General features: G+C 59.0%; 20 protein-coding genes and 1 pseudogene. 6 read left to right on the top strand and 15 right to left on the bottom strand.

Translation table 11 applies throughout. The annotated features are described in order from the left end of the window. Window positions 1-96 precede the first annotated feature (96 nt). Window positions 97-1470, top strand: a complete 1374-nt coding sequence (locus AOC04_RS07805; protein ID WP_060692134.1) for an MFS transporter — start codon at window positions 97-99, stop codon at window positions 1468-1470. Here the strand turns inward: AOC04_RS07805 and AOC04_RS07800 are convergent. Then, a complete protein-coding gene (locus tag AOC04_RS07800; RefSeq protein WP_060692132.1) occupies window positions 1448-1933 on the bottom strand; it encodes a P-loop nucleotide/nucleoside kinase family protein in 486 nt (161 codons plus the stop codon). The two genes, AOC04_RS07805 and AOC04_RS07800, sit on opposite strands and share 23 nt — an antisense overlap. Before the next feature lie 124 nt (window positions 1934-2057). After that, complete coding sequence (locus AOC04_RS07795; protein ID WP_060692130.1) at window positions 2058-2390, bottom strand: tautomerase family protein; 333 nt, start codon at window positions 2388-2390, stop codon at window positions 2058-2060. Here AOC04_RS07795 and AOC04_RS07790 point away from each other — a divergent pair. Next, window positions 2366-2734, top strand: a pseudogene (locus AOC04_RS07790) (LysR substrate-binding domain-containing protein); the annotation flags it as partial. The gene AOC04_RS07795 and the pseudogene AOC04_RS07790 sit on opposite strands and share 25 nt — an antisense overlap. Before the next feature lie 9 nt (window positions 2735-2743). Here the strand turns inward: AOC04_RS07790 and AOC04_RS07785 are convergent. Both AOC04_RS07785 and AOC04_RS07780 read right to left on the bottom strand, forming a co-directional pair. Then, window positions 2744-3673 (bottom strand): 2-hydroxyacid dehydrogenase, encoded by a 930-nt coding sequence (locus AOC04_RS07785; protein WP_060692129.1) that lies wholly within the window; start codon window positions 3671-3673, stop codon window positions 2744-2746. After that, window positions 3657-4997 carry an MFS transporter gene (locus tag AOC04_RS07780; RefSeq protein ID WP_060692127.1) on the bottom strand — a complete coding sequence of 447 codons (1341 nt, stop codon included), beginning with the start codon at window positions 4995-4997 and terminating at the stop codon, window positions 3657-3659. The genes AOC04_RS07785 and AOC04_RS07780 overlap by 17 nt, the downstream gene beginning before the upstream one ends. Window positions 4998-5222: 225 nt before the next feature. On the opposite strand from AOC04_RS07780, the gene AOC04_RS07775 reads away from it, so the two are divergent. After that, window positions 5223-6899, top strand: coding sequence for an acid phosphatase (locus AOC04_RS07775; protein ID WP_060692125.1), 1677 nt, complete (start codon window positions 5223-5225; stop codon window positions 6897-6899). A gap of 90 nt (window positions 6900-6989) precedes the next feature. Here AOC04_RS07775 and AOC04_RS07770 read toward each other — a convergent pair whose 3' ends face one another. The 4 genes from AOC04_RS07770 to AOC04_RS07755 form a co-directional block, all read right to left on the bottom strand. Then, a complete protein-coding gene (locus tag AOC04_RS07770; protein ID WP_060692123.1) occupies window positions 6990-7604 on the bottom strand; it encodes an LbetaH domain-containing protein in 615 nt (204 codons plus the stop codon). A 76-nt stretch (window positions 7605-7680) separates the two neighbouring features. Then, window positions 7681-8229, bottom strand: coding sequence for a cupin domain-containing protein (locus AOC04_RS07765; protein WP_060692121.1), 549 nt, complete (start codon window positions 8227-8229; stop codon window positions 7681-7683). 201 nt (window positions 8230-8430) lie between these two features. Then, entirely contained in the window at window positions 8431-9714 is a 1284-nt protein-coding gene (locus tag AOC04_RS07760) for an NAD(P)/FAD-dependent oxidoreductase (RefSeq protein WP_060692119.1), read from the bottom strand. 147 nt (window positions 9715-9861) lie between these two features. Further along, window positions 9862-11238: a glutamine synthetase family protein gene (locus AOC04_RS07755; RefSeq protein ID WP_060692117.1), complete on the bottom strand. Its 1377-nt coding sequence runs from the start codon at window positions 11236-11238 to the stop codon at window positions 9862-9864. Between the two features lie 690 nt (window positions 11239-11928). Between AOC04_RS07755 and AOC04_RS07750 the strand changes: the two genes are divergently transcribed. The 3 genes from AOC04_RS07750 to AOC04_RS07740 are packed head-to-tail and all read left to right on the top strand — an operon-like array spanning window position 11929 to window position 14875. Further along, entirely contained in the window at window positions 11929-13071 is a 1143-nt protein-coding gene (locus AOC04_RS07750) for an ABC transporter ATP-binding protein (protein WP_060692115.1), read from the top strand. Further along, window positions 13068-13988 (top strand): ABC transporter permease subunit, encoded by a 921-nt coding sequence (locus tag AOC04_RS07745; RefSeq protein WP_060692113.1) that lies wholly within the window; start codon window positions 13068-13070, stop codon window positions 13986-13988. Before AOC04_RS07750 ends, AOC04_RS07745 begins: the two co-directional genes overlap by 4 nt. Continuing rightward, window positions 13985-14875: an ABC transporter permease subunit gene (locus tag AOC04_RS07740; RefSeq protein WP_060692111.1), complete on the top strand. Its 891-nt coding sequence runs from the start codon at window positions 13985-13987 to the stop codon at window positions 14873-14875. Before AOC04_RS07745 ends, AOC04_RS07740 begins: the two co-directional genes overlap by 4 nt. 104 nt (window positions 14876-14979) lie before the next feature. Here the strand turns inward: AOC04_RS07740 and AOC04_RS07735 are convergent, their stop codons facing one another. The 7 genes from AOC04_RS07735 to AOC04_RS07705 form a co-directional block, all read right to left on the bottom strand. Beyond that, window positions 14980-15999 carry a LacI family DNA-binding transcriptional regulator gene (locus tag AOC04_RS07735; RefSeq protein WP_060692109.1) on the bottom strand — a complete coding sequence of 340 codons (1020 nt, stop codon included), beginning with the start codon at window positions 15997-15999 and terminating at the stop codon, window positions 14980-14982. Between the two features lie 110 nt (window positions 16000-16109). Further along, on the bottom strand, window positions 16110-16880 hold the full coding sequence (locus AOC04_RS07730; protein ID WP_060692107.1) for an SDR family oxidoreductase: 771 nt from the start codon (window positions 16878-16880) through the stop codon (window positions 16110-16112). A 44-nt stretch (window positions 16881-16924) separates the two neighbouring features. Beyond that, window positions 16925-17629: an ABC transporter ATP-binding protein gene (locus AOC04_RS07725; RefSeq protein WP_060692105.1), complete on the bottom strand. Its 705-nt coding sequence runs from the start codon at window positions 17627-17629 to the stop codon at window positions 16925-16927. After that, window positions 17622-19403, bottom strand: a complete 1782-nt coding sequence (locus AOC04_RS07720) for a branched-chain amino acid ABC transporter ATP-binding protein/permease (protein WP_060692103.1) — start codon at window positions 19401-19403, stop codon at window positions 17622-17624. Before AOC04_RS07720 ends, AOC04_RS07725 begins: the two co-directional genes overlap by 8 nt. Window positions 19404-19414: 11 nt before the next feature. Continuing rightward, window positions 19415-20290, bottom strand: a complete 876-nt coding sequence (locus AOC04_RS07715; protein WP_060692102.1) for a branched-chain amino acid ABC transporter permease — start codon at window positions 20288-20290, stop codon at window positions 19415-19417. A gap of 53 nt (window positions 20291-20343) precedes the next feature. Beyond that, the gene (locus AOC04_RS07710; protein ID WP_060692100.1) at window positions 20344-21555 is read right to left on the bottom strand and encodes an ABC transporter substrate-binding protein; all 1212 of its coding nucleotides are present in this window, start codon (window positions 21553-21555) and stop codon (window positions 20344-20346) included. 272 nt (window positions 21556-21827) lie between these two features. Further along, a complete protein-coding gene (locus AOC04_RS07705) occupies window positions 21828-22184 on the bottom strand; it encodes a DUF1937 family protein (RefSeq protein ID WP_060692098.1) in 357 nt (118 codons plus the stop codon). Window positions 22185-22232 lie beyond the last annotated feature (48 nt).

The following is a 22232-nucleotide window of genomic DNA, read 5'->3' as shown; positions in this document are numbered from 1 at the left end:
GTCGGTGCTGACTATGCCGATGACACTTTTGAAGCGAACCCTTTCACTGGCTGCCTCGATAATCGAAAGCATTCTGATGAAATGTCGAGGTTCAGCATGACGAGTGCCATCACCGGGCAGGTCAGCCCCAAAACCCTGAGAAAAGTCATTGCCGCCGCGGCCATCGGTAACTTCGTCGAGTGGTTCGACTTCGCGGTTTATGGCTTTCTGGCAACCACCATCGCCCAGCAGTTTTTCCCCAGCGGCGATGCCAGTGCCGCGCTGCTCAAGACCTTCGCCGTGTTCGCCGTAGCCTTTGCGTTCCGTCCCCTTGGCGGAATTTTCTTCGGCATGCTGGGTGACCGTATCGGTCGCAAAAGAACCCTGGCAATGACAATCCTGTTGATGGCAGGGGCCACGACACTGATCGGGGTACTGCCTGCCTATGCCGCCATTGGCGTGATGGCCCCCATCCTGTTGACCCTGATCCGTTGCGCTCAAGGCTTTAGCGCCGGGGGTGAATACGCCGGTGCCTGTGCCTACCTCATGGAACACGCGCCGAATGATAAACGGGCCTGGTATGGCAGCTTCCTGCCGGTATCGACCTTCTGCGCCTTCGCTGCAGCGGCCGTGGTGGCCTATGCACTCGAAGCGTCGCTATCGGCACAATCCATGGCCGACTGGGGCTGGCGCCTGCCGTTCCTGATCGCTGCGCCACTGGGTCTGGTGGGGCTTTACATGCGCTTGAAGCTGGATGAAACCCCTGCATTCCAGGCGGTGGCCGAGGAACATGCGGTGGCCCACTCCCCGCTCAAGGAAACCTTGCGCAACCATGGCGGGGCTATCTGTGGCCTGGGCGCCTTTGTGTCGCTGACGGCATTGTCTTTCTATATGTTCACCACTTACTTCGCGACTTACCTGCAAGTGGCCGGGGGCCTGAGTCGTGCAACGGCCTTGCTGGTATCGCTGATTGCCTTGCTGTTTGCTGCCGCGATCTGCCCGCTGGCCGGGCTGTATTCAGACCGGGTCGGGCGCAGGGTCACGGTGATGACGGCGTGTGCACTGCTGATTGTCGTGGTGTATCCATCGTTGCTGATGGCCAGTTCCGGCGGCTTCGCGGCGTCCATCATCGGCGTCATGCTGCTGGCGGTCGGTGCGGTGCTATGCGGGGTGGTAACTGCCGCCCTGCTCTCGGAAACCTTCCCGACCCGCACCCGATATACCGCGTCGGCCATTACCTACAACATGGCCTACACCCTGTTCGGCGGCACTGCTCCGCTGGTGGCGACATGGCTGATCAGCACCACCGGCAGCAACCTTTCACCGGCGTTTTACCTGATCGCCGTTGCCCTGCTGGCATTGCTCGGTGGCCTGGCGTTGCCGGAGACCTCTAGGATTTCCCTGCATGAGGCCGGTGCCGCAACCCCGGGCGCAGCAGACCAACAGCACTACCGGCCACTGGAGATGACTACGGGCGGTGAGTCACGATAACCAGCCCCTCATCTGCTTGCGGGACACTGAAGTAGCGGGTGATCAGATCAAACTCTGCATCAGTCGCAGCAAAGTCATGCTCGCCCTGCGCATTGCGAGCATGCAGCCGGGCCCTGCAGCTAGCGTCATCCACCTCCAGATAATGCAAGCGGTGCGGCACCAGCGCCGCTTGCGCCAGGCTGAGTAGCCACTGACGATCGGCGACGGTGTTGGCAGGAAAATCCAGCACCACAGGGGTACCCGACTCAAGCACCCCAATCACCAGAGGGCCCAGCACCTCGCGAATCCGCCGTGCGTATCGCACATAGTCAGCGATCGAGTTGATTTCACCCGGGTAAAGCCGGGCTAACCACTGGTCTTCACTCAGCACAATGGCCCGGTGCTCGACGGCAAGGGTTTTGGCCAGGGTCGATTTGCCGGAAGCGATCTTGCCGCATAAAAGATGCAGGGTCGGTAGCGCCATGGAAGGGTTCCTTGTCTGTGCTGGCTTTGATCGGCCGGGAATTGAATGCCGACCCTAGCATTGCGCCAGTCCTGTCGACAGTCACAGCTGGCGCGCATTTAGCTGATACAGCCTGAAACCGGCGCTAGTTGCCCCGCCCTCCTCCAAACGACCGTGCCTGGGCATCGGTGGTAGTGATCACCACCATCACGTCCTCAGGATCGATACCCGGTTCACGCTGCAACCGTTGGACCAGGGATCGATAGAAGCGCTGTTTGGTCGCGGTATCGCGTACACGCCCGGCAGTGATTTCGATCAGCAGAAAATCGTCGCTGCGCGGGTAATGACGGTCAAATATCAACTCGCCGGCTTCGTGCTGATGGATCACCTGAAAGCGGTCTGTCGGCGGTACGTCGAAGCTCTCGACCAAGGCAGCGTGCAGGCTCTGTGAGAGGGCCGCGGGACATGCCGGCGCCACAACTCACGGACACCCCGCTGCCATTAGTCCTGTTCGATGCCCCCTGCCTGTTGCGCAGTGCTGCAACCCGGGCGCTGGATGCAGCCAATATACCGTGGCGAATTGCCCTGACCAGCCCCAGCGTGGGTGGCCTCTGGGCAGCTGTCGCTGGCGGGCTTGGGGTAACCCTGCGTACCCGTATCGGGCTGCCGGGCAACCTCAAGGTCATTGACGGCTTACCGCCAATGCCGACCCTGGGTTATGTACTGCATGCCGGCGCCGAGCTGCAGGCACCTGCCATCAAACACCTGGCCGGCTTGATCGAAACCGGTCTGCAAGAACAAGCGCAAGGGCTCGCGCCATAAAATGGCAGTTCAATCCGGGATCGGAGTGGGGTAAGCAGCACCGCTAAAATGCGCGGCCAGATTGGCCAGGGTCAGGTCGGACATCGCCCGCCGCGTATCCCAGGTGGCACTGGCCATATGCGGCGCCAACAACACATTGTCCAGCGCCAGCAAGCCGGGATGGGGCCGCGGTTCATCCTCGAATACATCCAGCCCGGCCCCCAAAAGGCGCCCCTGGGCCAATGCACTGGCAAGCGCGGCCTCGTCAACCACGCTACCGCGCCCCACATTGATCAGGATGCCTTCACTGCCCAGTGCCGCGAGCACCTTGGCATCGACCAGGTGCCGGGTCGACTCTCCACCGCCCACGGCAATCACCAGAAAATCCACCGCGGCGGCCAGTTCGGTCAACGAGGCGTAGTACGGGTAATCAACCGCCAGCGGACGACGCCCGTGGTAGCTGATGCGCATGTCGAACGCCGCCGCGCGCCGGGCAATCGCCATGCCGATCCGCCCCAGGCCAACAATGCCCAGCCGCGCCCCGCTGACCTTGCGGGTAAAGCCGAACGGACCTTGCTGCCACTGCCCGCTACGCACGAACTGATCGGCTTTGGCAATGCGCCGGGCAGTGCCGAGCATCAGGGTAATGGCGAAATCAGCCACGTCGTCGGTGAGCACGTCCGGCGTGTGCGTCACCACAATGCCCCGAGCCCTGGCAGCCGCCACATCGATACCGTCGTAGCCGACGCCGAACACCACGATCACTTGCAGGTCGGGCAGCCGCCCGATCAAGTCGGCCCGCACCCGCGACTCGCCATTGGCAACCAGAGCGCGGATCCCCCGGGCCTTTGACGCATCCAGTTCGCTGCCGCTCTCACTGCATTCCAATACTTCATATCGGGCATGTAAACCCTCGCTGAGCATGTCCGGCAAACGCGCAACTTTAAGCACTGTGTACATTTTTGTGGCCCTCCAGGATGGCGTCACGCATGACTTGGCGCTTGCGTTGACCGCCCAGGTACAGACCCAGCATGCCACCGGCCAACAAGGCGACGGCGACCATCAACAAGGCGTAGTCATAGCTATGGGTGGTGTCCTTGATCCAGCCCATTACGGGCGGCAGGCCAAGCCCGGCGATGTTGGCGATGGAGTTGATCAAGGCGATTGAAACAGCGGCTGCAGGCCCGGACAGATACTCGGTGGTGGTGGCCCAGAATACCGGAGTCGCCGCCCAGTTCAGGCCAACTGCCACCACCAGCATCACGTAGGCCAGCCACTGATTGCCGGTAAACACCGCCAGGCCCAGCATGATCCCGGCCAGCAACAGCGGGCCGCCCAGGTGCCAGCCGCGCTCACCGGTGCGGTCGGAATGACGGCCGTTGGCGTACATGAATACGCAAGCCAGGAAAAACGGCATCGCCGACAGCAGGCTGACAATAAACGACCCCTGTTTGGACACCGACTGCACGATCAATGGCAAAAACAGGGTGACCCCGATAGTGCCGAACGCCTGTAGCAACCAGAACAGGCTCAGCAGCCACACCTGCCGGCTGCGAAACGCCACATGCCAGGCGTCCTTGTGCGAGATGACGGTGGTCGCCTGTTCGGCCTGCATGGTGCGGCTGAGCCAGGCTTTTTGCGCGCTGTCGAGCCAGTTGGTAGAGGCCGGGGAGTCAGGCATGTAGCGCAATACCACAATGCCCAGTGCCACTGCAGGGATGCCCTGGAGAAAGAACAACCACCGCCAGCCGTTGATGCCCAGCAGACCGTCCAGATGCAGAAAGGCACCCGACAGCGGCAACCCGATCACCGACGCCAGAGCCGCGCCGATGTAGAACCATGACATGGCCCTGGCCCGGTCACTGCGCGGGTACCACTGCGACAGGTAGTAGATGATGCCGGGGGTGAAACCGGCTTCGGCCGCGCCCAGCAACAGGCGCATGACGTAGAGCTGGTTGGCGCTCTGGATCAGGCTCATGCCGGCAGCGATGATGCCCCAGGTGATCATGATCCGGGCAATCCAGCGCCGTGCACCGACCCGGGTCAGGATGATGCTGCTGGGCACTTCGAACAGAATGTAGGTGAGGAAGAACAGACCCACGCCGATGCCATACATCCGCACGCTGAGCCCCAGGTCGGCGTTCATGGTTAACGCCGCCACCGAAATGTTCGACTTATCAATGTAAGCCACCATGTACAACAGCATCAGGAAGGGAATCAGCTTCAGATTGAGCTTCTTCATGGTGCTGGCATGCAGACAACTGTCCAGCGAAGGACCTGTCATGGGGAAAACCTCTTGTTGTATTTATTTTCGGAACCCGACAGCCGCCTGATCCCTTGGTTATGGCCAGACCATAAACCAGTCTCGACGACAGTTCAATATGTGGCTTAATAACCCTATATATGGGATGAAATCTTCCTCAAGGTCGACTTGCTGCCACGGCGCCGTCACAATCCCCTGTTAGCCTCCGGCCCGATAATATTTTGTTACATCTGATCAGGAACCCGTATGAGCGACCAGAAAGACCAGGACACCCGACTGCCCGCCAGTACCAGCCGCCGTCATTTCCTTGCCGGTGCTGCGGCGCTGGGGGTGGGCGCAGCCGCTCTGGGCGCTTGCGGGGGCAGTCAGCAGGACAGCGGCGCCAAAGCGCAGCCGCTGACGCCGACTGAACTGGACAACAAACTTGGGGAGCAGGTGAAGACCATCGTGGTGATCTATGCCGAGAACCGCAGCTTCAACAATCTGTTCGCCAACTTCCCTGGCGTAGAGCGGCCATTGTCGGCACTCGAACCCGCCGACTACCAGCAACGCGACCGTGATGGCAGCCTGTTACAGACCTTGCCTCCCGCCTGGGGCGGAGTGGTTCAGGTGGGGCCACAGACAGTGGACGGCGTGACTTATGCCACCGGAGTGCAGTACCAGGAAAACCTGCCCAATGCCCCGTTTGCCCTGAAGGGGCCGAACCGGGAAGACCTGCCGCTGAATCTGGTGACCCGCGATTTATGGCACGTCTTCTACCAGAACCAGATGCAGATCAACGATGGCAAGAACGACCGGTTCGTCGCCTGGGCCGACTCGGGCGGCCTGACCATGGGCTATTACGCCCAGACCCAGTATTCCCTGCGCCTGTGGGACGTGGCCCGGGAGTTCGTGCTGTGTGACAACTTCTTCCAGGGTGCTTTTGGCGGCTCGTACCTCAATCATCAGTACTTGATCAGCGCCGCAGTACCGTTTTATCCGAACGCCAGCACCTCGGTGGCCGAGTCCCAGATCGCCTCGCTACAAGGCGACGACCCCACCGGCACGCGCCTCAAACCGTTAGACAAATCCCCGGCCAGCGCCATGACCGGCGCCCCGCAGTTCGGCCCCAGCGCCCTCACCCCGGACGGTTTTGCCGTGAACACCATGGCCCCGCCCTACTGGCCTACCTGGATCCGCGACCCCGAACATCCGGATTACTCAAAACCTGATTTGCCCAGCGTGCTGGTGCCCCAGACCCACGAGCACATTGGCGACAAACTGAGCAAAAAGAACATCGACTGGGCCTGGTACGCCGGTGCCTGGCAAGCCACTCTGGACCAGTTCAAAGACTCGGGCACCCTGCCGAAGATTCCAAACTTCCAGTACCACCACCAGCCGTTCAACTACTTCGTGCAGCAAGGTCCGCAAAACCCGCTCGAGCGCAGCAAGCGCCTGCGTGACGGCGGCCTGGGGGACGAATCTGCTACCAACCGGTTTGTCGCCGATGCCGAGGCCGGCAAACTGCCCGCGGTGACCTTCTACAAACCCCAGGGCAACCTCAACATGCATGCCGGTTATGCCGACGTGGCGGCCGGGGACCGGCACCTTGACCGTGTCATCAAGGTGCTGCGCAACAGCCCGCAATGGCAGAACATGGTGGTTGTGGTCACTGTGGATGAGAACGGCGGCTGGTGGGACCATGTGGCGCCGCCCAAAGGCGACCGCTGGGGCCCGGGTACACGAATCCCGTCGCTGGTGGTCTCCCCTTTCGCTCGCAAGGGCACGGTGGACCACACGGTGTATGACACCGCCTCGATCCTGCGCCTGATCACCCGGGTGCATCAGTTGGAAATGCTTGATGGCCTCAAGGCGCGTGACGATGCAATGAAAGCCCGCGGACAAACGCCCATGGGCGACCTGACCAATGCATTGAAGTTCTGAGACTGGCCAGCTCCCACAGGGAGCGCAGCAGATCTGTAGGAGCCTGGCTTGCCTGCTCCTACAGGGGGTTGTCAGCAGTTGGCGGGGGTATTAGTCAACATAGGCAAACTGGTCAATCAGACCGAGTCGCGGCACTCGTGTCTCGGGCAGTAGCAGCGCGCCGGGGGCAATCACTGCGTTTGCCCCGATTTTGCAGCCATCTCCAATCAAGGCCCCGAATTTATTGGCTCCGGTCTCGATCACATAGCCCGCATGACGGATGTTGATCGGCGCACCGTCCAGCTCGTTGCGGTAATTGGCAATGATCGCACCCGCCTCGATGTTTACCTTCTCGCCAATCAACGAGTCACCAACAAAGTTGAAGTGCGCCAGCTTGCTGCCTTCCAGCATGAAACTGCTTTTCACTTCGCAGCTCGGGCCAACGATGCAGTTGCGCCCCAGATATACCCCGCCTCGCAGGTAAGCACCCGCCGCAACGAAAGCACCGGGGCCGACTATGATCGGCCCCTTCAATACGGCACCCGGCTCCACCACCGCCGTTTCGTGAATTGCACAAACCCCTTGGCGTTGATAACCCGGCCCAAGCCTGGCCAGTAAAAACAACACCTGGTTTTCACAGTCCCGGGTGATTTGCCACGCAACGGATGGCACCAGCCCCAGTTCGGGCCAGCGAGCAATAAACGAGCAGATTGGCGGTATGTTCATGGAAGACTTTCCTGGCGTTTATTAGCGCAAGGCTTGCGCACAAAGTGCCAAACGAGGCCATCCGGATGCTTTCACATCAGAAGTTGGCCGGGGTGTTGGCACTGATGATTTCTGCCTCGTCGGCGCCGATATTTCTGAACCTGTGCGCCAGCGTACTCGGGAAGTAGTAGCCGTCCCCGGCATTCAAGATGCTGCTCATACCGTCCACGGTGAGCTCGATAACACCACGGGTGACTAGCCCGCACTCCTCCCCTTCGGCGTGCACGATCGCTTCTGCCCCCGTGCTTGCGCCCGGGGCATATTGCTCGCGCAACAGGCGCATCTGCCGGCCCGGTACCGAAGCGCCGATCAGCAACAGGCGCAAGCCATCGCGCCCGAGATCCGGCTGCTCATTGGCGCGGAAAACATACTGGTGGGCGCGGGGCGGTTGGTCGAAGGTGAAGAAGTCCGCCAAAGACATGGGGATGCCTTCAAGCAGTTTCTTGAGGGAGCTGACAGAAGGGCTGACGCGATTCTGCTCGATCAGGGAGATTGTGGCATTGGTGACGCCGCTACGTCGGGCCAGCTCGCGCTGGGACATTTTGTAGCTTTCGCGTACTAGTTTGAGTCGTGAGCCCGTGTCCATGACAGCCTTATGCGTGAACTACTTAAGGGTAATGGGGGGGCGACGGAGGGCGTTGAGCGCACCGTACCCCTGTACCACAAACGTGAAAGGCGGCTATTAAATCACGTTTGCGGTTCTTGCTCAGCAGGTTCGCTAAATGGCCGATCAATAACTGAGTGGCAGCGCGCTGACGACCCCCGCTACCACGTGGCCAGTTCGGGATCAGATCCCGAACCGGTCACGCAGGGCGTAATACGCCGCGCCCATGGCTGTAAGCGGCGCCTGGAAGGTGCGACCACCGATCATCGGCATATGCGGCAAGGAGGCAAACGCGTCGAAACGCTCGGCATCGCCACGGATCATTTCCGAGATCAATTTGCCGGCCAGGTGCGAACAGGTAACACCGTGGCCGCTGTAACCCTGCATGTAGTAGGCGTTTTTCTCGATACGGCCGAATTGCGGCATGCGTGACATGGTCAGCAAGAAATTGCCGGTCCAGCGATAGTCGATTTTGACGTCCTTCAATTGCGGGAAGGTCTTGAGGATTTTCGGTTTGATCAGTTGCTCGATGTCGTCCGGCTCGCGGGCGCCATAGACCACACCACCGCCATACAACAAACGGTTGTCGGCGGTCAGGCGGTAGTAATCGAGCAGATAATTGCAGTCTTCGACGCAGTAGTTGTTGGCGATCAGGCTGCGGGCCACATCTTCGGGAAGTGGTTCGGTCACGGCAATTTGCGACCCGCAGGGCATGCTTTTGGCGGTCACGCGATTGTCGAGGTTCTGCGCCAGATAAGCGTTACCGGCGATCAGCAGGTACTTGGCGCGCACCACGCCCCTGGCGGTACGCACAGTGATCGGCTCGCCGTAAGTAATTTCCACGGCAGCCGACTGCTCGAAGATCTTGCCGCCCAGGCCGATGAAGGCCGCGGCTTCACCCAGTGCCAGGTTCAGCGGATGGATGTGGCCACCCTGCAAGTCCAGCAGACCGCCAACGTAGTTGGCGCAGCCCACTTCGTGCTTGATGTCAGCCGCATCGAGCATTGTCAGGTTCTGGTTGCCGTACGCCTCCCAGCTGCTTTTCTGCTCGGCCAGGGCTTTTAGCTGTTTTTTATTCAGCGCAGCAAAGATCCCGCCCGGCCGGTAATCGCACTGGATGTCGTAGTGCCCGATGCGCTGGCGAATGATATCGGCGCCTTCGAACATCATGCTGCCGAGCACCCGGGCGGTCTTCTCGCCATAACGGGCCTCGATGACATCGACGTCGCGGCTATAGGAGTTGACCAACTGACCGCCATTGCGACCGCTGGCACCGAACCCGACCTGCGCGGCTTCAAGTACCGTCACGTTGTAGCCTGCTTCAGCCAGGAACAGGGCCGATGACAGGCCGGTGTACCCGGCGCCGATGACACAGACATCACATTCCACCGACTCTTCAAGTGCCGGGAAGTCAGTCGTGAGGTTTCGGGTCGCAGCGTAATAGCTGTTTACATGGGTGTACTTCATGAATGTCTCCGATGGGCGCCGCCGTCGCGCCGGTGGACCCCGGCGCCGGCAGCGCGCAAGCGAGAGCACAGCTGATCGCGGTGGACATAGCTTCTGCACCACCCGCCAACCGCGCTATGTTCTGTTTCTGAATGACGGCTCGGCCAATCAAACCGTGTGCAAGTACCAGTTGTACTCAAGGTCGGAGATTGAGTTCTCGAACTCGGCCAGCTCGCTTTCCTTGCAGGCGACAAATACATCGATGTACAGCGGGTCGATGTATTTGGCCATGACTTCACTGTCATCCAGCTCGCGCAGGGCATCGCGCAAGTTGTTCGGCAGGCTCTGTTCGTTCTGCTCGTAGCTGTTGCCTTCCACCGGCGGGCCGGGTTCGATTTCGTTGGTCAGACCGTGGTGTATACCGGCCAGTACCGAAGCCATCAGCAAGTACGGGTTGGCATCTGCACCGGCAACCCGGTGTTCAATACGCACCGAATCGGCAGAACCGGTAGGCACACGCACCGCCACGGTACGGTTGTCGATGCCCCAGCTCGGCGAGTTGGGCACATAGAACTGCGCACCGAAACGACGGTACGAGTTGACGTTCGGGCACAGGAACGCCATCTGCGCCGGCAGGGTCTCGAGCACACCGCCGATCGCGTGACGCAGTGCGGCGTTCTGCTCGGGATCCTCGCTGGCAAAGATGTTATTGCCTTCCTTGTCCAGAATCGAAATGTGCACGTGCAACCCGTTACCCGCCTGACCCGGGTACGGCTTGGCCATGAAGGTGGTGTCCATCTCATGGTCGTAGGCGATGTTCTTCACCAGGCGCTTGAGCAGCACCGCGTAATCGCACGCCTTGATCGGGTCGTTGACGTGATGCAGGTTGACTTCGAATTGCGCCGGGGCGCTCTCCTTGACGATTGCGTCAGCCGGGATGCCCTGCTCTTTGGCACCTTCGAGAATGTCCTGCAGGCAGTCAACGTACTCGTCGAGATCATCGATCAGGTACACCTGGGTCGACATTGGACGTTTGCCGGATACCGGCGAGCGTGGTGACTGCGGACGACCGTTCACGTTGTCCTGGTCGATCAGATAGAACTCGAGTTCAAAGGCGGCGCAAATGGTCAGCCCCATGTCATCGAACTTGCTGACAACCTGACGCAACACTTCGCGCGGGTCAGCGAAAAACGGCTGGCCTTCGAGTTCATGCATGGTCATTAACAGTTGCGCCGTCGGGCGCTTCTGCCAGGGCTCGATGCAAAGCGTATTCGGGATGGGGTAGCAGATGCGGTCCGAATCACCGATGTCCAGGCCCAGACCGGTGCTTTCTACCGTAGAACCGTTGATGTCCAGAGCAAACAGGGATGCCGGCAGGTTAATGCCTTTTTCGTAGACCTTGTGCAGGCTGGTGCGCTCGATGCGCTTGCCGCGCACCACACCGTTCATATCTGCAATCAGAAGGTCGACGTACAAAACCTCAGGATATTTCTTAAGGAATGCGTTCGCTTCATTGAGCTGAATGGCACGCAGGGGGACCGACATGAGGCACCTATTATGTTAATTATTATGTTCACAGCCGTTTCTGGAACTCAGTCAATCCGAAAGGCAAAGTGAAGTCAATAGCGAACACCCCGCCCTCCATTGTTATTTTTTAGGCAATTTCTGGGTCAAATTGAGCCCATTGAATCGTGGCCTAGCGGTTAATTATGAAAGTTAGACGTTGCGTGTTTAGAATTTTTTACATGGGAGTTGTTAATTAAAATCAACAAGGCTAAGCTCCGAAAAAGCTCGTTCAAGTGTGAAACTTCGAGGTGATAAAAATGGCAATCAAGCCATTGACCGGTGTTACTGCGTGCGTCAAAACAGACTGGCCTGCATCCCTGGCATGTCAGCGGCGCCCCGCATTTGTGTGTTGTCAGAGTCGCGATCCAGGTGTTTGCGGCACCCATCACCACCCCCTTCCTCTTATGCATGCCGTGTTTGCAGCGGGCGGCGCCCCATGAAGCCCGCTGACTGAAAACCCCACAATCCGATTCAATAGTTAGCTGCCCTTGTGAGGGACGGCCGGGCCTGTGCACGCCCGCCCCGCACAACAACAAACCGCAATAACAAAAAAGTACAACCAGACAGCCAGGACGGCGGCGCCGGGCAAGCCCGTTCACAGCCGGCTTGCAATCCATTATTAAGTCGGGCCCTTCTGGCCTGACGACTGAAATCTGTTGGGAGTTTCACATGGCAAACGCCTCCAGCCTCTACAGAAAGGCACTTGAAGGCCAGCACACACCCAAAAAGGTGCTGCTGAAAGTCGACCGGGTCAGTAAAAAATTCGACGAAACCACCGCCGTGGACGATGTGTCCCTGGAGATCCATCAAGGCGAAATCTTCGCCCTTCTCGGCGGTTCCGGCTCCGGAAAATCGACCCTGCTGCGCATGCTGGCAGGCTTCGAACGCCCGACAGAAGGACGGATTTATCTCGACGGGATCGACATCACCGACATGCCGCCCTACGAGCGGCCGATCAACATGATGTTCCAGTCCTATGCCCTGTTCCCGCACATGACCGTGGCGCAAAACATTGCCTTCGGCCTCAAACAGGACCGCCTGCCTGCCAGCGAAATCGACGCCCGCGTTGAAGAGATGCTCAAGCTGGTGCACATGACCCAATACGCCAAGCGCAGGCCGCATCAGTTGTCCGGCGGCCAGCGTCAACGTGTGGCCCTGGCCCGCTCGCTGGCCAAACGTCCAAAGCTGCTGCTGCTCGATGAGCCGATGGGGGCGCTGGATAAAAAACTGCGCTCGCAAATGCAGCTCGAACTGGTGGAAATCATCGAGCGCGTCGGCGTGACCTGCGTCATGGTGACCCACGATCAGGAAGAGGCCATGACCATGGCCCAGCGCATCGCGATCATGCACTTGGGCTGGATTGCCCAGATCGGCAGCCCGGTGGATATCTACGAAGCACCGGTGAGCCGGATGGTGTGTGAATTCATCGGCAACGTGAATGCCTTCGAAGGCTCCGTGATTGAGGACGAGGAAGGGTTCGCAATCATTCACTGCCCGGAACTGGAGCGTAATATCTATGTGGGTCACGGCGTAACCACCTCTCTGGAGGACAAGTCGACCACCTACGCAATCCGCCCGGAAAAAATGCTGGTCACGACCGTCAAGCCGGTCTTCGAATACAACTGGTCGCGGGGCAAGGTGCATGACATCGCCTACCTGGGTGGCCACTCGGTGTTCTACGTCGAACTGCCGAGCGGCAAGATCGTGCAGTCGTTTGTCGCCAACGCCGAACGCCGCGGTGCGCGTCCGACCTGGGACGACGAAGTCTATGTCTGGTGGGAAGACGACAGCGGCGTGGTATTGCGCTCATGAACCTTCGAAAACTCAAACGCCGTCTGCAACGAATAACCCCCGGTGGCCGCCAGATGGTCATCGGGATTCCATTCCTGTGGCTGTTCCTGTTTTTCATGCTGCCGTTCTTCATCGTCCTGAAGATCAGCTTTGCCGAAGCCGACGTCGCGATTCCGCCGTACACCGAGATCTACAGCTACGTTGACCAAAAAATTCAGCTACTGCTGAACCTGGGCAACTACGCCATGCTGGGTGACGACGAGTTGTACATCGCCGCTTATCTGGGCTCGCTGAAGATGGCTTTCTTCAGCACGGCGCTGTGCCTGCTGATCGGTTATCCGATGGCCTACGCCATTGCCAATGCGCGCAAAGAGATGCAGACCGTGCTGGTGCTGCTGATCATGATGCCGACCTGGACCGCGATCCTGATCCGCGTTTACGCGTGGATGGGCATCCTCAGCAATAACGGCCTGCTCAATGGCTTCCTGATGTCGATGGGCTGGATCAGCGAACCGCTGCAGATCCTCAACACCAACATCGCGGTCTATATCGGCATCGTTTACTCGTACCTGCCGTTCATGATCCTGCCGCTGTACGCCAACCTGGTCAAACACGATCACAGCCTGCTGGAAGCCGCGTCCGACCTGGGCTCGAGCACCTTCAACAGCTTCTGGAAAATCACCGTCCCACTGTCCAAGAACGGCATCATCGCTGGCTGCATGCTGGTGTTTATCCCGGTGGTGGGCGAGTTCGTGATCCCGGAACTGCTGGGCGGCCCGGAAACCCTGATGATCGGTAAAGTCTTGTGGCAAGAGTTCTTCAACAACCGTGACTGGCCGGTAGCCTCTGCGCTTGCCGTGGTCATGCTGGCGATCCTGATCGTGCCAATCATTCTGTTCAACCGCAGCCAGGCTAAAGAACTGGAGGGCAAGGTATGAATCGCTTCCGTTTTTCCAGCTTTATGCTGGTCGCAGGCTTGTTGTTCATCTACCTGCCGATGCTGATTCTGGTCATCTACTCGTTCAATGCGTCCAAGCTGGTGACGGTGTGGGGCGGCTGGTCGCTGAAGTGGTACGTGGGCCTGCTGGACAACACGCAACTGATGGGCTCGGTGATGCGCTCGCTGGAAATCGCCCTGTACACGGCGATTGCGGCGGTGGCGCTGGGCACCCTGGCAGCCTTCGTGCTGACCCGGATCAGCCACTTCAAGGGCCGCACGCTGTTCGGCGGCCTGGTGACTGCACCGCTGGTGATGCCCGAAGTGATCACCGGTCTGTCGCTGTTGCTGCTGTTCGTGGCCATGGCGCAGATGATTGGCTGGCCGCAGGAACGCGGCATCGTCACCATCTGGATTGCCCACACCACGTTCTGCTCGGCCTATGTGGCCGTGGTGGTGTCGTCGCGCTTACGCGAGCTGGACCTGTCGATCGAAGAAGCGGCCATGGACCTGGGTGCCAAACCGTGGAAAGTGTTCTTCCTGATCACCATCCCGATGATTGCGCCGTCACTGGCGGCGGGCGCCATGATGTCGTTCGCCCTGTCGCTGGATGACCTGGTACTGGCCAGCTTCGTGTCCGGGCCGGGCTCCACCACCTTGCCGATGGAAGTGTTCTCGGCGGTACGTCTGGGGGTCAAACCCGAGATCAACGCCGTGGCCAGCCTGATTCTGCTGGCGGTGTCGCTGGTGACCTTCCTGGTGTGGTTCTTCAGCCGCCGTGCCGAAGAGCATCGCAAAAAGGCCATCCAGCAAGCCATCGACGAAGCCTCGGCCGAGTCCTGGAAGCAGCCTGATGTACGCCGTCCGAAAACGCCCACTTCGGCATAAGACAGCACCATAAAAAAACCTCTCCTCCTGTCAAGGAAGCGAGGTTTTTTATGGCTGAAAACACCCTGTAGGAGCGAGCTCTTCGTGGCCGCATGGAAAGGGATTCAATCAGGACAGGCAGCAGTGCTCTGACGAACAATCAGCTCTATTTGCACGCGCTCGCGGCGGGCAAACGGGCGCCCTTCAATCAACGAGACAATGTTGTTGGCACTGCTGATGCCGATTTTCGAAGACGGTACGTTCACCGTGGTAAGCGCCGGGACCGATACAGCCGCAAAGTCGATATCGTCAAAACCGGTAATGGACAGCTCTTCGGGTACCTTGATCCCCATGATCCGTGCTTCGGCGATGGCCCCCATACAGGTCACATCGGTGCTGCAGACAATCGCTGTTGGCCTGGGCGTCATCTCCATGGCAATCCGCAGACCTGCCCGCCCGCCTTCCAGGGTAAAGGGCTGTTCAATGATCCGCGAGCCGGGCAGTTCGATCGAGCTCTGCAGGAGTTCGCCGACCAGGCCGACCCTTCGGTAGTGGGCCCGCTCGTTGTAGGCAGCGACACCCCCAATCATGGCGATATGTTTGTGCCCAAGGCTGATCAAATGCCGCGCGATCATGCGCCCGCCCTCCTCATTACTGAAACCGACACAGTGATGGGGGTGCGCGCCATCCAGGGACCACATGAGGATAAACGGGCATTTGGAGCTGTTTAATACATCATGCACCGACTGGCTGTGCTCTGTACCCACGAGCAGCAACCCTTCCACGCCCCGCTCGATCATGTTCCTGACACAGATCAGTTCCTGGCCCTGATCATACTCGTGCGAAGAAATGATCAGGTGGTAGCCAAGCTCGCTCAGTCGCTGCTGAAGGGCCTGCACCGCTTCGGCAAAAGCCGGGTTATTGAAGGTCGGAAAGATCGCCCCGATGCTATGGGTTCGCCGTGACGCCAGGGCCCGCGCTGCGCCATCGCGCACATAGCCAAGCTTCAATACAGCCGCTGAAACCTTTTCTAACGTTACAGGCTTTACCAGGTGCGGTACGGACAAGGCCCGGGAAGCACTGCCAATCGAAACCCCCGCCAGTTCAGCGACATCCTTGAGCTTGGGCTTTTGGTTATTTTTCATCTAAAGATCTGCATTCCTGGATCAACACGCCGGAAAAAATGTGGCCGGGGACCACCGGACCATAGCCCCCGCAATCAGCTTATGCAATTTGCCCGGGCGGCGGCAGACCCTTAACGCATCAACCAGCCACCCGCTACGTCAACAACCTGCCCGGTCACAAAATCACTTTCGTTCGAGGTCAGGAAACACGCCACCTTCGCCACTTCCAGAGGCGTGCCGAGACGCCGCAGCGGAGTCTCGGCAGCCACCGCCTGGTTAGCCTGGGCAGACACCGTCTTGAGCATTGGCGTTTCGATCCGGCCGGGCGCGAGGGCGTTGGCCGTAATGCCGTATGGCCCAAGCTCACCGGCCAAATGCCGGGTAAAACCGATAATCGCCGCTTTGGTAGCGCTGTAATGAACCGCCACTATGGGCAGGTATGCACTCCCTGCGACGGACGACATGTTAACAATGCGCCCGAAGCGGCGCTCGACCATCGACGGCGTCAGCACCCGTACAAGATTGAAAGAACCCGTAAGGTTGATCCCGACCACCCTCTCCCACTCTTGCGGGTGCATTTCCCAGACCGGCGCCGGAGCACCGTTGTGCTTGGGCGACACCCCGGCATTGTTGATCAGCGTGTCGATCGGGCCGAGCTTCGCCGCGAGCTGAGCGCAAGCCCTTGCACACGCGTCATACTGCGCGACATCGGCGTTGGCCCATTCAACCGTATGTCCGGCCTCGCGCAGCAAAGCCGCCTGCTGCCGCACACTGGCCTCATCAAAATCAACCAGTGCAACACTGGCGCCTTCTTCGCAATACAGCCGGGCGATAGCAGCGCCGATTCCGCCACCGGCGCCCGTGACCAGGACTACACGTCCGGCATGTCGGAGATTTTTCATGACCCGCCTCTTACTTGATAATCGTAGGTGACCCGGTCACCGGCTTACAGCCCCAGGTATGCGCGCTTGACGTGGGGGTTATCGAGTAACTCCTGCCCCGTCCCGCTGAGTACCACTTCGCCGTTTTCGAGTACGTACCCGCGATCGGCGATGCGCAGTGTGTGAACGATGTTCTGCTCGACGATCAGCACCGTGGTGCCGAGCGCCAGGATCTTGTTGATGATGTCGAAGACCTGGGAAACCAGCAGCGGCGAGAGGCCCAGGGACGGTTCATCGAACATCAGCAACTTGGGTTGCGCCATGAGGCCACGGGCAATGGCAACCATTTGCTGCTCACCGCCCGACAGGGTCCCGGCATTTTGCTCCAGCCGTTCGCGTACTCGAGGAAACAGATCAAGCACATCATCCAGCTGCTTTTTGTAATTCAAACGTGCGCTGCGCTTGTAGGCCCCCATCAGCAAATTGTCGCGCACACTCAAGAAAGGAAACAGCTGTCGCCCTTCCGGGATAAGGGTCAGACCTGCTGCAACAATCTGGTCGGGACGGCGCCCGTCAATGCGCTCGCCTTCAAACTCGATGGTGCCCCGGGTGGGCTCCACCACACCACAAAGGCTGCGCAGCGTGGTGGTTTTGCCGGCACCGTTGGCACCGACAATGGTGATGACTTCACCGGCATTCACTTCAAATGAAACACCGCGCAAAATCTCGGTACCGCCATACCCGGCATGCACATCAGTCAACTTAAGCATGGCTGTACTCCTTGCCCAGATAGGCCTCGATTACCCGGGGATCATTGATCACATCCTGAGGCGCACCCTGGGTCAGCATCGAGCCTGAGCTGATGACGATAATTCGATCGGACAGACTCATGGTGGCCTGCATCAGGTGCTCAATCATCAGCACACTCACACCGGAGTCGCGAACCCGGCGAATGACTTCGATGGCCTTGACCACATCGGTCGGATTGAGGCCGGCCATCACCTCATCAAGCAACAGGATTCGCGGACGGGTCGCCAGTGCCCGGGCCATTTCAAGGCGCTTCATGCCGCCTACGGTGAGGTTTCGGGCCCTGGTGTCGAGCAAGGCTGCCAGATCCGTCAACTGCGCGACCTGGCTGGCGATAGCCCGGGCCTCGTCCGTGTCGGCGGTATGCATGAACGCACCGAGCATGATGTTTTCACTCACGCTCAGATCAGCAAATGGCTGCACGATCTGGAAGGTCCGGCCGATTCCTGCCCTTGCAAACTCTGCCGGGCTGGCGGGTGTCACCCACTCACCGTCCGGCAGGCGCACCCTGACCCTCCCCTCGGACGGCAAGAGGAAGCCTGACAATTGGTTAAACACGGTGGTTTTACCCGCGCCGTTCGGGCCGATAACCCCGACGATCTCACCTTCGGCCAGGCTCAATGACACATCGTTGGTGGCGTGCAAACCGCCGAAAAACTTGTGCAAATGCTTTGCAACAAGAATCGGCTCGCCCTTTGTCACCGGGCGCTGTGGCGTCGGCGAAACAGTTGCGAGCGGTGCCGGCCTGCGCTGCGGTGTCTTGCCGCCAGGTAACGAATCGATCCAGCCAAACACTCTCGCGCCGAACCTGCCCACAAGCCCTTGGGGAATAGTGAGTACCACCACCACCAGGACAATGCCGTACACCAGGCCATGTACACCGCTGCCCATGTCTCCGAGCCAGCCACGGGCAAGCTCGGCCAGCGGCAGAACCAGAAGAGTGCCGATCAGCGGCCCCGAAACCGTACCCAGACCACCGATCAGCGCGAACATCGCAATCTGGATCGACAAGTCGAGAGAGAACATGGACCCCGGCTCAATAAACGTCAGGTACATCGCATGGAAACTGCCGATCAGACTGGTCAGGAAAGCAGACAGCACCACTGCTATGAGCTTCACTTTTACCGAGTTGACCCCCACTGCATGCGCCGCGTCTTCACGCTCGCGCACGGCGATGAGGTAATAGCCCAAACGTGACGTCTTGATTTTCCAGGACACTGCCAGGGTGATGACCAAGAACCCGAAGGCTATTAACAGGTACGGCCAGCGAGGCCGAAACAACATCCATTCAAAACCCAGCTTGAGGGGCACCCCCAGCCCTGCCGCGCCGCCGGTGACATCGTGCTGATTGATGGCTACCAGCCGCACCACTTCAAGTACGGCGATGGTTGCCAGGGCAAAGAATGGCCCGCGCAGCCTGAAGCACGGCCAACTGATAACTATCGCAACCAGCGCCGAGAGAATGGCCCCCGCAAACATGCCGATCCACGGGCTCAAGCCAAAGTTGATCATCAGCAAGGTGGTTGTGTAGGCGCCGACGCCATAAAACACCGCGTGCCCAAGAGACAGCTGGCCGGCAAAACCGCCCACTATGTTCCAGGCACTGGCCAGCGCCGCGTAACTGCAAATCAAGATGAAGAGGTGGTAAACAAAGGGCGATCCGGCACTGATCGGGATGATCAGCAACAGCGCCAGAAGCAAAAAACTCATATAGACGCGGGGATGCAAGATATTCATCAGCCTAATTCCTATTCAGACCCGCGGCCGGCGCCGAAGAGCCCGGTCGGGCGGAAAACCAGAATGGCCAGAAAGATCGAAAAGTAGACGACCTCCTTCAAGTCCGGGGCAATGTAATAACCCGCCAGACTGTCCACCACACCAATGACCATGGAGCCCATCAGCGCTCCCGACAAACTTCCCAGACCGCCGAGAACAACGATGACGAAAGCGGTCAGCACGAAGAAAGTACCCACCGTAGGGAATACCGGGTATTGCGGTGCAATCAGGCCGGACGCCACGCCCAGGCATGCACAGCCGAGACCGAAGGCAAAGATGTAGATTTTTTTCACATCCACGCCCATCAGCTGGGCAGCGTCGCGATGCTGGGCGGTTGCCCGTACGGCCCGCCCCAGAAATGTGCTGTGCAAGAACCAGTGCAGGCCGGCAACCATCACCAGCGAAGCGGCAAAGGTAATCAACTGCCCGCTGCTGGCGCGAAACGGGCCAAGGGTCACGGACCCGGTCCCGAATGAAACGTCCTGCACCGTCCTCACATCAGCGCCAAACATGAGCAGCGCTGCGTTCATCAGCGCGATGGAGACGCCTACCGTGGCGAAGATTTGAATATGCCCCTCAGCGCTCAGCAGCGGCTCAATGATGAAGCGCTGCATCGCCGCGCCTGCCGCAAACAACACTATCGTCGCCGGAATAATTGCAACGTAGGGATGAATCCCGAACTTGGCATTCATGAAATAAACGGCGTACAGCCCGATCATTAAAAATTCGCCGTGGGCAAAGTTGACCACGCGCACGATGCCGAATATCAAAGTCAGGCCGATACTGATGATGGCTAATGTTCCTCCCAGCAATAAGCCGTTCAGAACCAGCTGCAGAAAAATATCCACGGAGCGCCCTCTTGTCGAGCGAACGAATAGGCAACACTACTAGTGTCAGTGCATTACTGGGGGTCGATAAACCGCACATTGGCCACAGCTGCAGACTCTGGATAAACCGTTTTCAACACACCGTCCTGCCATTGCATGATGGCGGTACTGGCGCGCTCGTTCTGTCCGTTATCGGCAAACTTTGCACCGACCCCGGCGGCGGTATTACCCACGGCAATGTCGACCCGGGACACCGACGCCCGAATGGCATCTGCGTCCAGAGACTCGCTGCTTTCCATGGCGTCGAGAAAGATCTTTGCCCCCACGTAATTCATCAGACTGTGCCCTGAACGCGGGTCCGTGCCGTAGCGTTCTTTATAGACCCGGGCGAATGCAGCAATCCCCGGCGCGCCTGCCTCGTTGGTTTGAAACTGCGGGAAATCCACGTCCAGGATGCCTTCCATATTTTCTGCACCCACGACCTTGAGCGTGTCCTGCATGGAATAGCCGCCACCCGCGCCAATTACGGCCTTGGGCTTGAAACCGGCCTCGCGGATCTGACGGAAAAACAGGGTCGTATCATTCTGATAACTGGTTTGCAGAACCACATCGGCCTGTGAGCCCTTGAGGCGCAGAATCAAGGAAGACAGATCGACCGCCTTGGCTGAATAGGGCAGCACCTCAACCACATTCAAGCCTTTTTCCTGGGCAATTTTTTTCTGGAAGTTCGCGATCGTGGTGCCATACAGGGCATCTTCGTGAATGATTGCGACCTTTAGCTTTTGCGGGTCGATATCCAGTGCGGGAGCCGCAACGTCGGTGATCGCCGTGATGGTGCCTTCAGCAAAATTGCGCGCGGTGGGATTGCTGCGCATCACGTATTTAAGATCGCGCTCGGTGATGTTGTCCGACACCGCGCCCAACTCGAAATAAGGCACACCTGCCAGCTCGGTGACCTGGGTCGCGGCAAAAGCCAGGGCTGAAGAATAACTGCCGAACACTGCCGTAACATTTTCTACCGAGGTGAGCTTGCGCGCAGCCCCCACGGCCTGACCGGCATCTACCGCGTCCGCCTTGAGCAGTTTGATCTGTTCGCCCTTCAAGCCCCCTGAAGCATTGCGCTCTGCGATGGCGATTTCCAGTCCGCGATAGCTCTCGTCACCGAGTAGGGCCAGGGAACCGCTGAAGGGATACAGCGCGCCCAGCTTTACATCGGCATGGGCTACAAGCGATGCGCTGACCGTCAAGAGCGCGCAGACAGAGGCAACCCAGTGTTTTTTATTCATTATTCTCTCCTGGTTCAGTGCCGATGCCTCGACACTAAATGAATCGCTTCAGATGCATGCCACTCGGCTATAGCCAATTAAAATAAGCACTGACACGAAACAATTTATTAGATTTATTTTTTACCAAGTCGTTTTATGAAGCGCTTCATATTTATCGTCTAATCAGTCTCTGTGTCAAGCGCAGCCACGGCAAAAACCCGACCGCCCGTAAATGCACACTGGTGCCCATAAAAAAGGGCCCCTTGCAGGGCCCCGGACTGCTTGCAGGAGCGTCAGTTAAATTCGCTTTGCACTTCCGACCACAGGCTTACCTTCTGCCCACGGTTTTTGTAGAACTCGATTTCACGCTTGATCCCCGAGCTCAGGTCCCAACCTACGAGATCAAGAACGATCAGTTCCTCCATCATGTCCATGAACACCGCATCCACCGGCGCCCACAGCTTGCCGATGGTGGCGCTGTCCTTGCCTGCAAATGCCAGGTTGATCGGGTGGGACATTGAAACCTGGCTGAAGACCACGTTGCCCGACTCAATGATCCTTGCTGCCACCTTGTTGCACTCGATGAAACGATTATGGGTGACCGATGCGTCTGCATGGCTGTAAGGGCAGGCCAGAAAAATCTTTCTCATGTTTACCTCGTTATAACGGGAGAGCCTGTGCCCTCCCCGACTACGGAT

This window comes from Pseudomonas versuta (assembly GCF_001294575.1).
Taxonomy (GTDB): domain Bacteria; phylum Pseudomonadota; class Gammaproteobacteria; order Pseudomonadales; family Pseudomonadaceae; genus Aquipseudomonas; species Aquipseudomonas versuta.
Note: the sequence above shows the minus strand (reverse complement) of the source record. Positions and strands in the feature narration are given on the sequence as shown.

Excerpts from the sequence above, each read along its gene's own strand:
- AOC04_RS07740 (WP_060692111.1), top strand. The coding sequence starts at position 13,985 with ATGAATCGCTTCCGTTTTTCCAGCTTTATGCTGGTCGCAGGCTTGTTG.
- AOC04_RS07765 (WP_060692121.1), bottom strand. The coding sequence starts at position 8,229 with ATGGACACGGGCTCACGACTCAAACTAGTACGCGAAAGCTACAAAATG.
- AOC04_RS07750 (WP_060692115.1), top strand. The coding sequence starts at position 11,929 with ATGGCAAACGCCTCCAGCCTCTACAGAAAGGCACTTGAAGGCCAGCAC.
- AOC04_RS07800 (WP_060692132.1), bottom strand. The coding sequence starts at position 1,933 with ATGGCGCTACCGACCCTGCATCTTTTATGCGGCAAGATCGCTTCCGGC.
- AOC04_RS07745 (WP_060692113.1), top strand. The coding sequence starts at position 13,068 with ATGAACCTTCGAAAACTCAAACGCCGTCTGCAACGAATAACCCCCGGT.
- AOC04_RS07760 (WP_060692119.1), bottom strand. The coding sequence starts at position 9,714 with ATGAAGTACACCCATGTAAACAGCTATTACGCTGCGACCCGAAACCTC.
- AOC04_RS07730 (WP_060692107.1), bottom strand. The coding sequence starts at position 16,880 with ATGAAAAATCTCCGACATGCCGGACGTGTAGTCCTGGTCACGGGCGCC.
- AOC04_RS07775 (WP_060692125.1), top strand. The coding sequence starts at position 5,223 with ATGAGCGACCAGAAAGACCAGGACACCCGACTGCCCGCCAGTACCAGC.
- AOC04_RS07805 (WP_060692134.1), top strand. The coding sequence starts at position 97 with ATGACGAGTGCCATCACCGGGCAGGTCAGCCCCAAAACCCTGAGAAAA.
- AOC04_RS07710 (WP_060692100.1), bottom strand. The coding sequence starts at position 21,555 with ATGAATAAAAAACACTGGGTTGCCTCTGTCTGCGCGCTCTTGACGGTC.
- AOC04_RS07725 (WP_060692105.1), bottom strand. The coding sequence starts at position 17,629 with ATGCTTAAGTTGACTGATGTGCATGCCGGGTATGGCGGTACCGAGATT.
- AOC04_RS07705 (WP_060692098.1), bottom strand. The coding sequence starts at position 22,184 with ATGAGAAAGATTTTTCTGGCCTGCCCTTACAGCCATGCAGACGCATCG.
- AOC04_RS07755 (WP_060692117.1), bottom strand. The coding sequence starts at position 11,238 with ATGTCGGTCCCCCTGCGTGCCATTCAGCTCAATGAAGCGAACGCATTC.
- AOC04_RS07720 (WP_060692103.1), bottom strand. The coding sequence starts at position 19,403 with ATGAATATCTTGCATCCCCGCGTCTATATGAGTTTTTTGCTTCTGGCG.
- AOC04_RS07780 (WP_060692127.1), bottom strand. The coding sequence starts at position 4,997 with ATGACAGGTCCTTCGCTGGACAGTTGTCTGCATGCCAGCACCATGAAG.
- AOC04_RS07735 (WP_060692109.1), bottom strand. The coding sequence starts at position 15,999 with ATGAAAAATAACCAAAAGCCCAAGCTCAAGGATGTCGCTGAACTGGCG.
- AOC04_RS07770 (WP_060692123.1), bottom strand. The coding sequence starts at position 7,604 with ATGAACATACCGCCAATCTGCTCGTTTATTGCTCGCTGGCCCGAACTG.
- AOC04_RS07785 (WP_060692129.1), bottom strand. The coding sequence starts at position 3,673 with ATGTACACAGTGCTTAAAGTTGCGCGTTTGCCGGACATGCTCAGCGAG.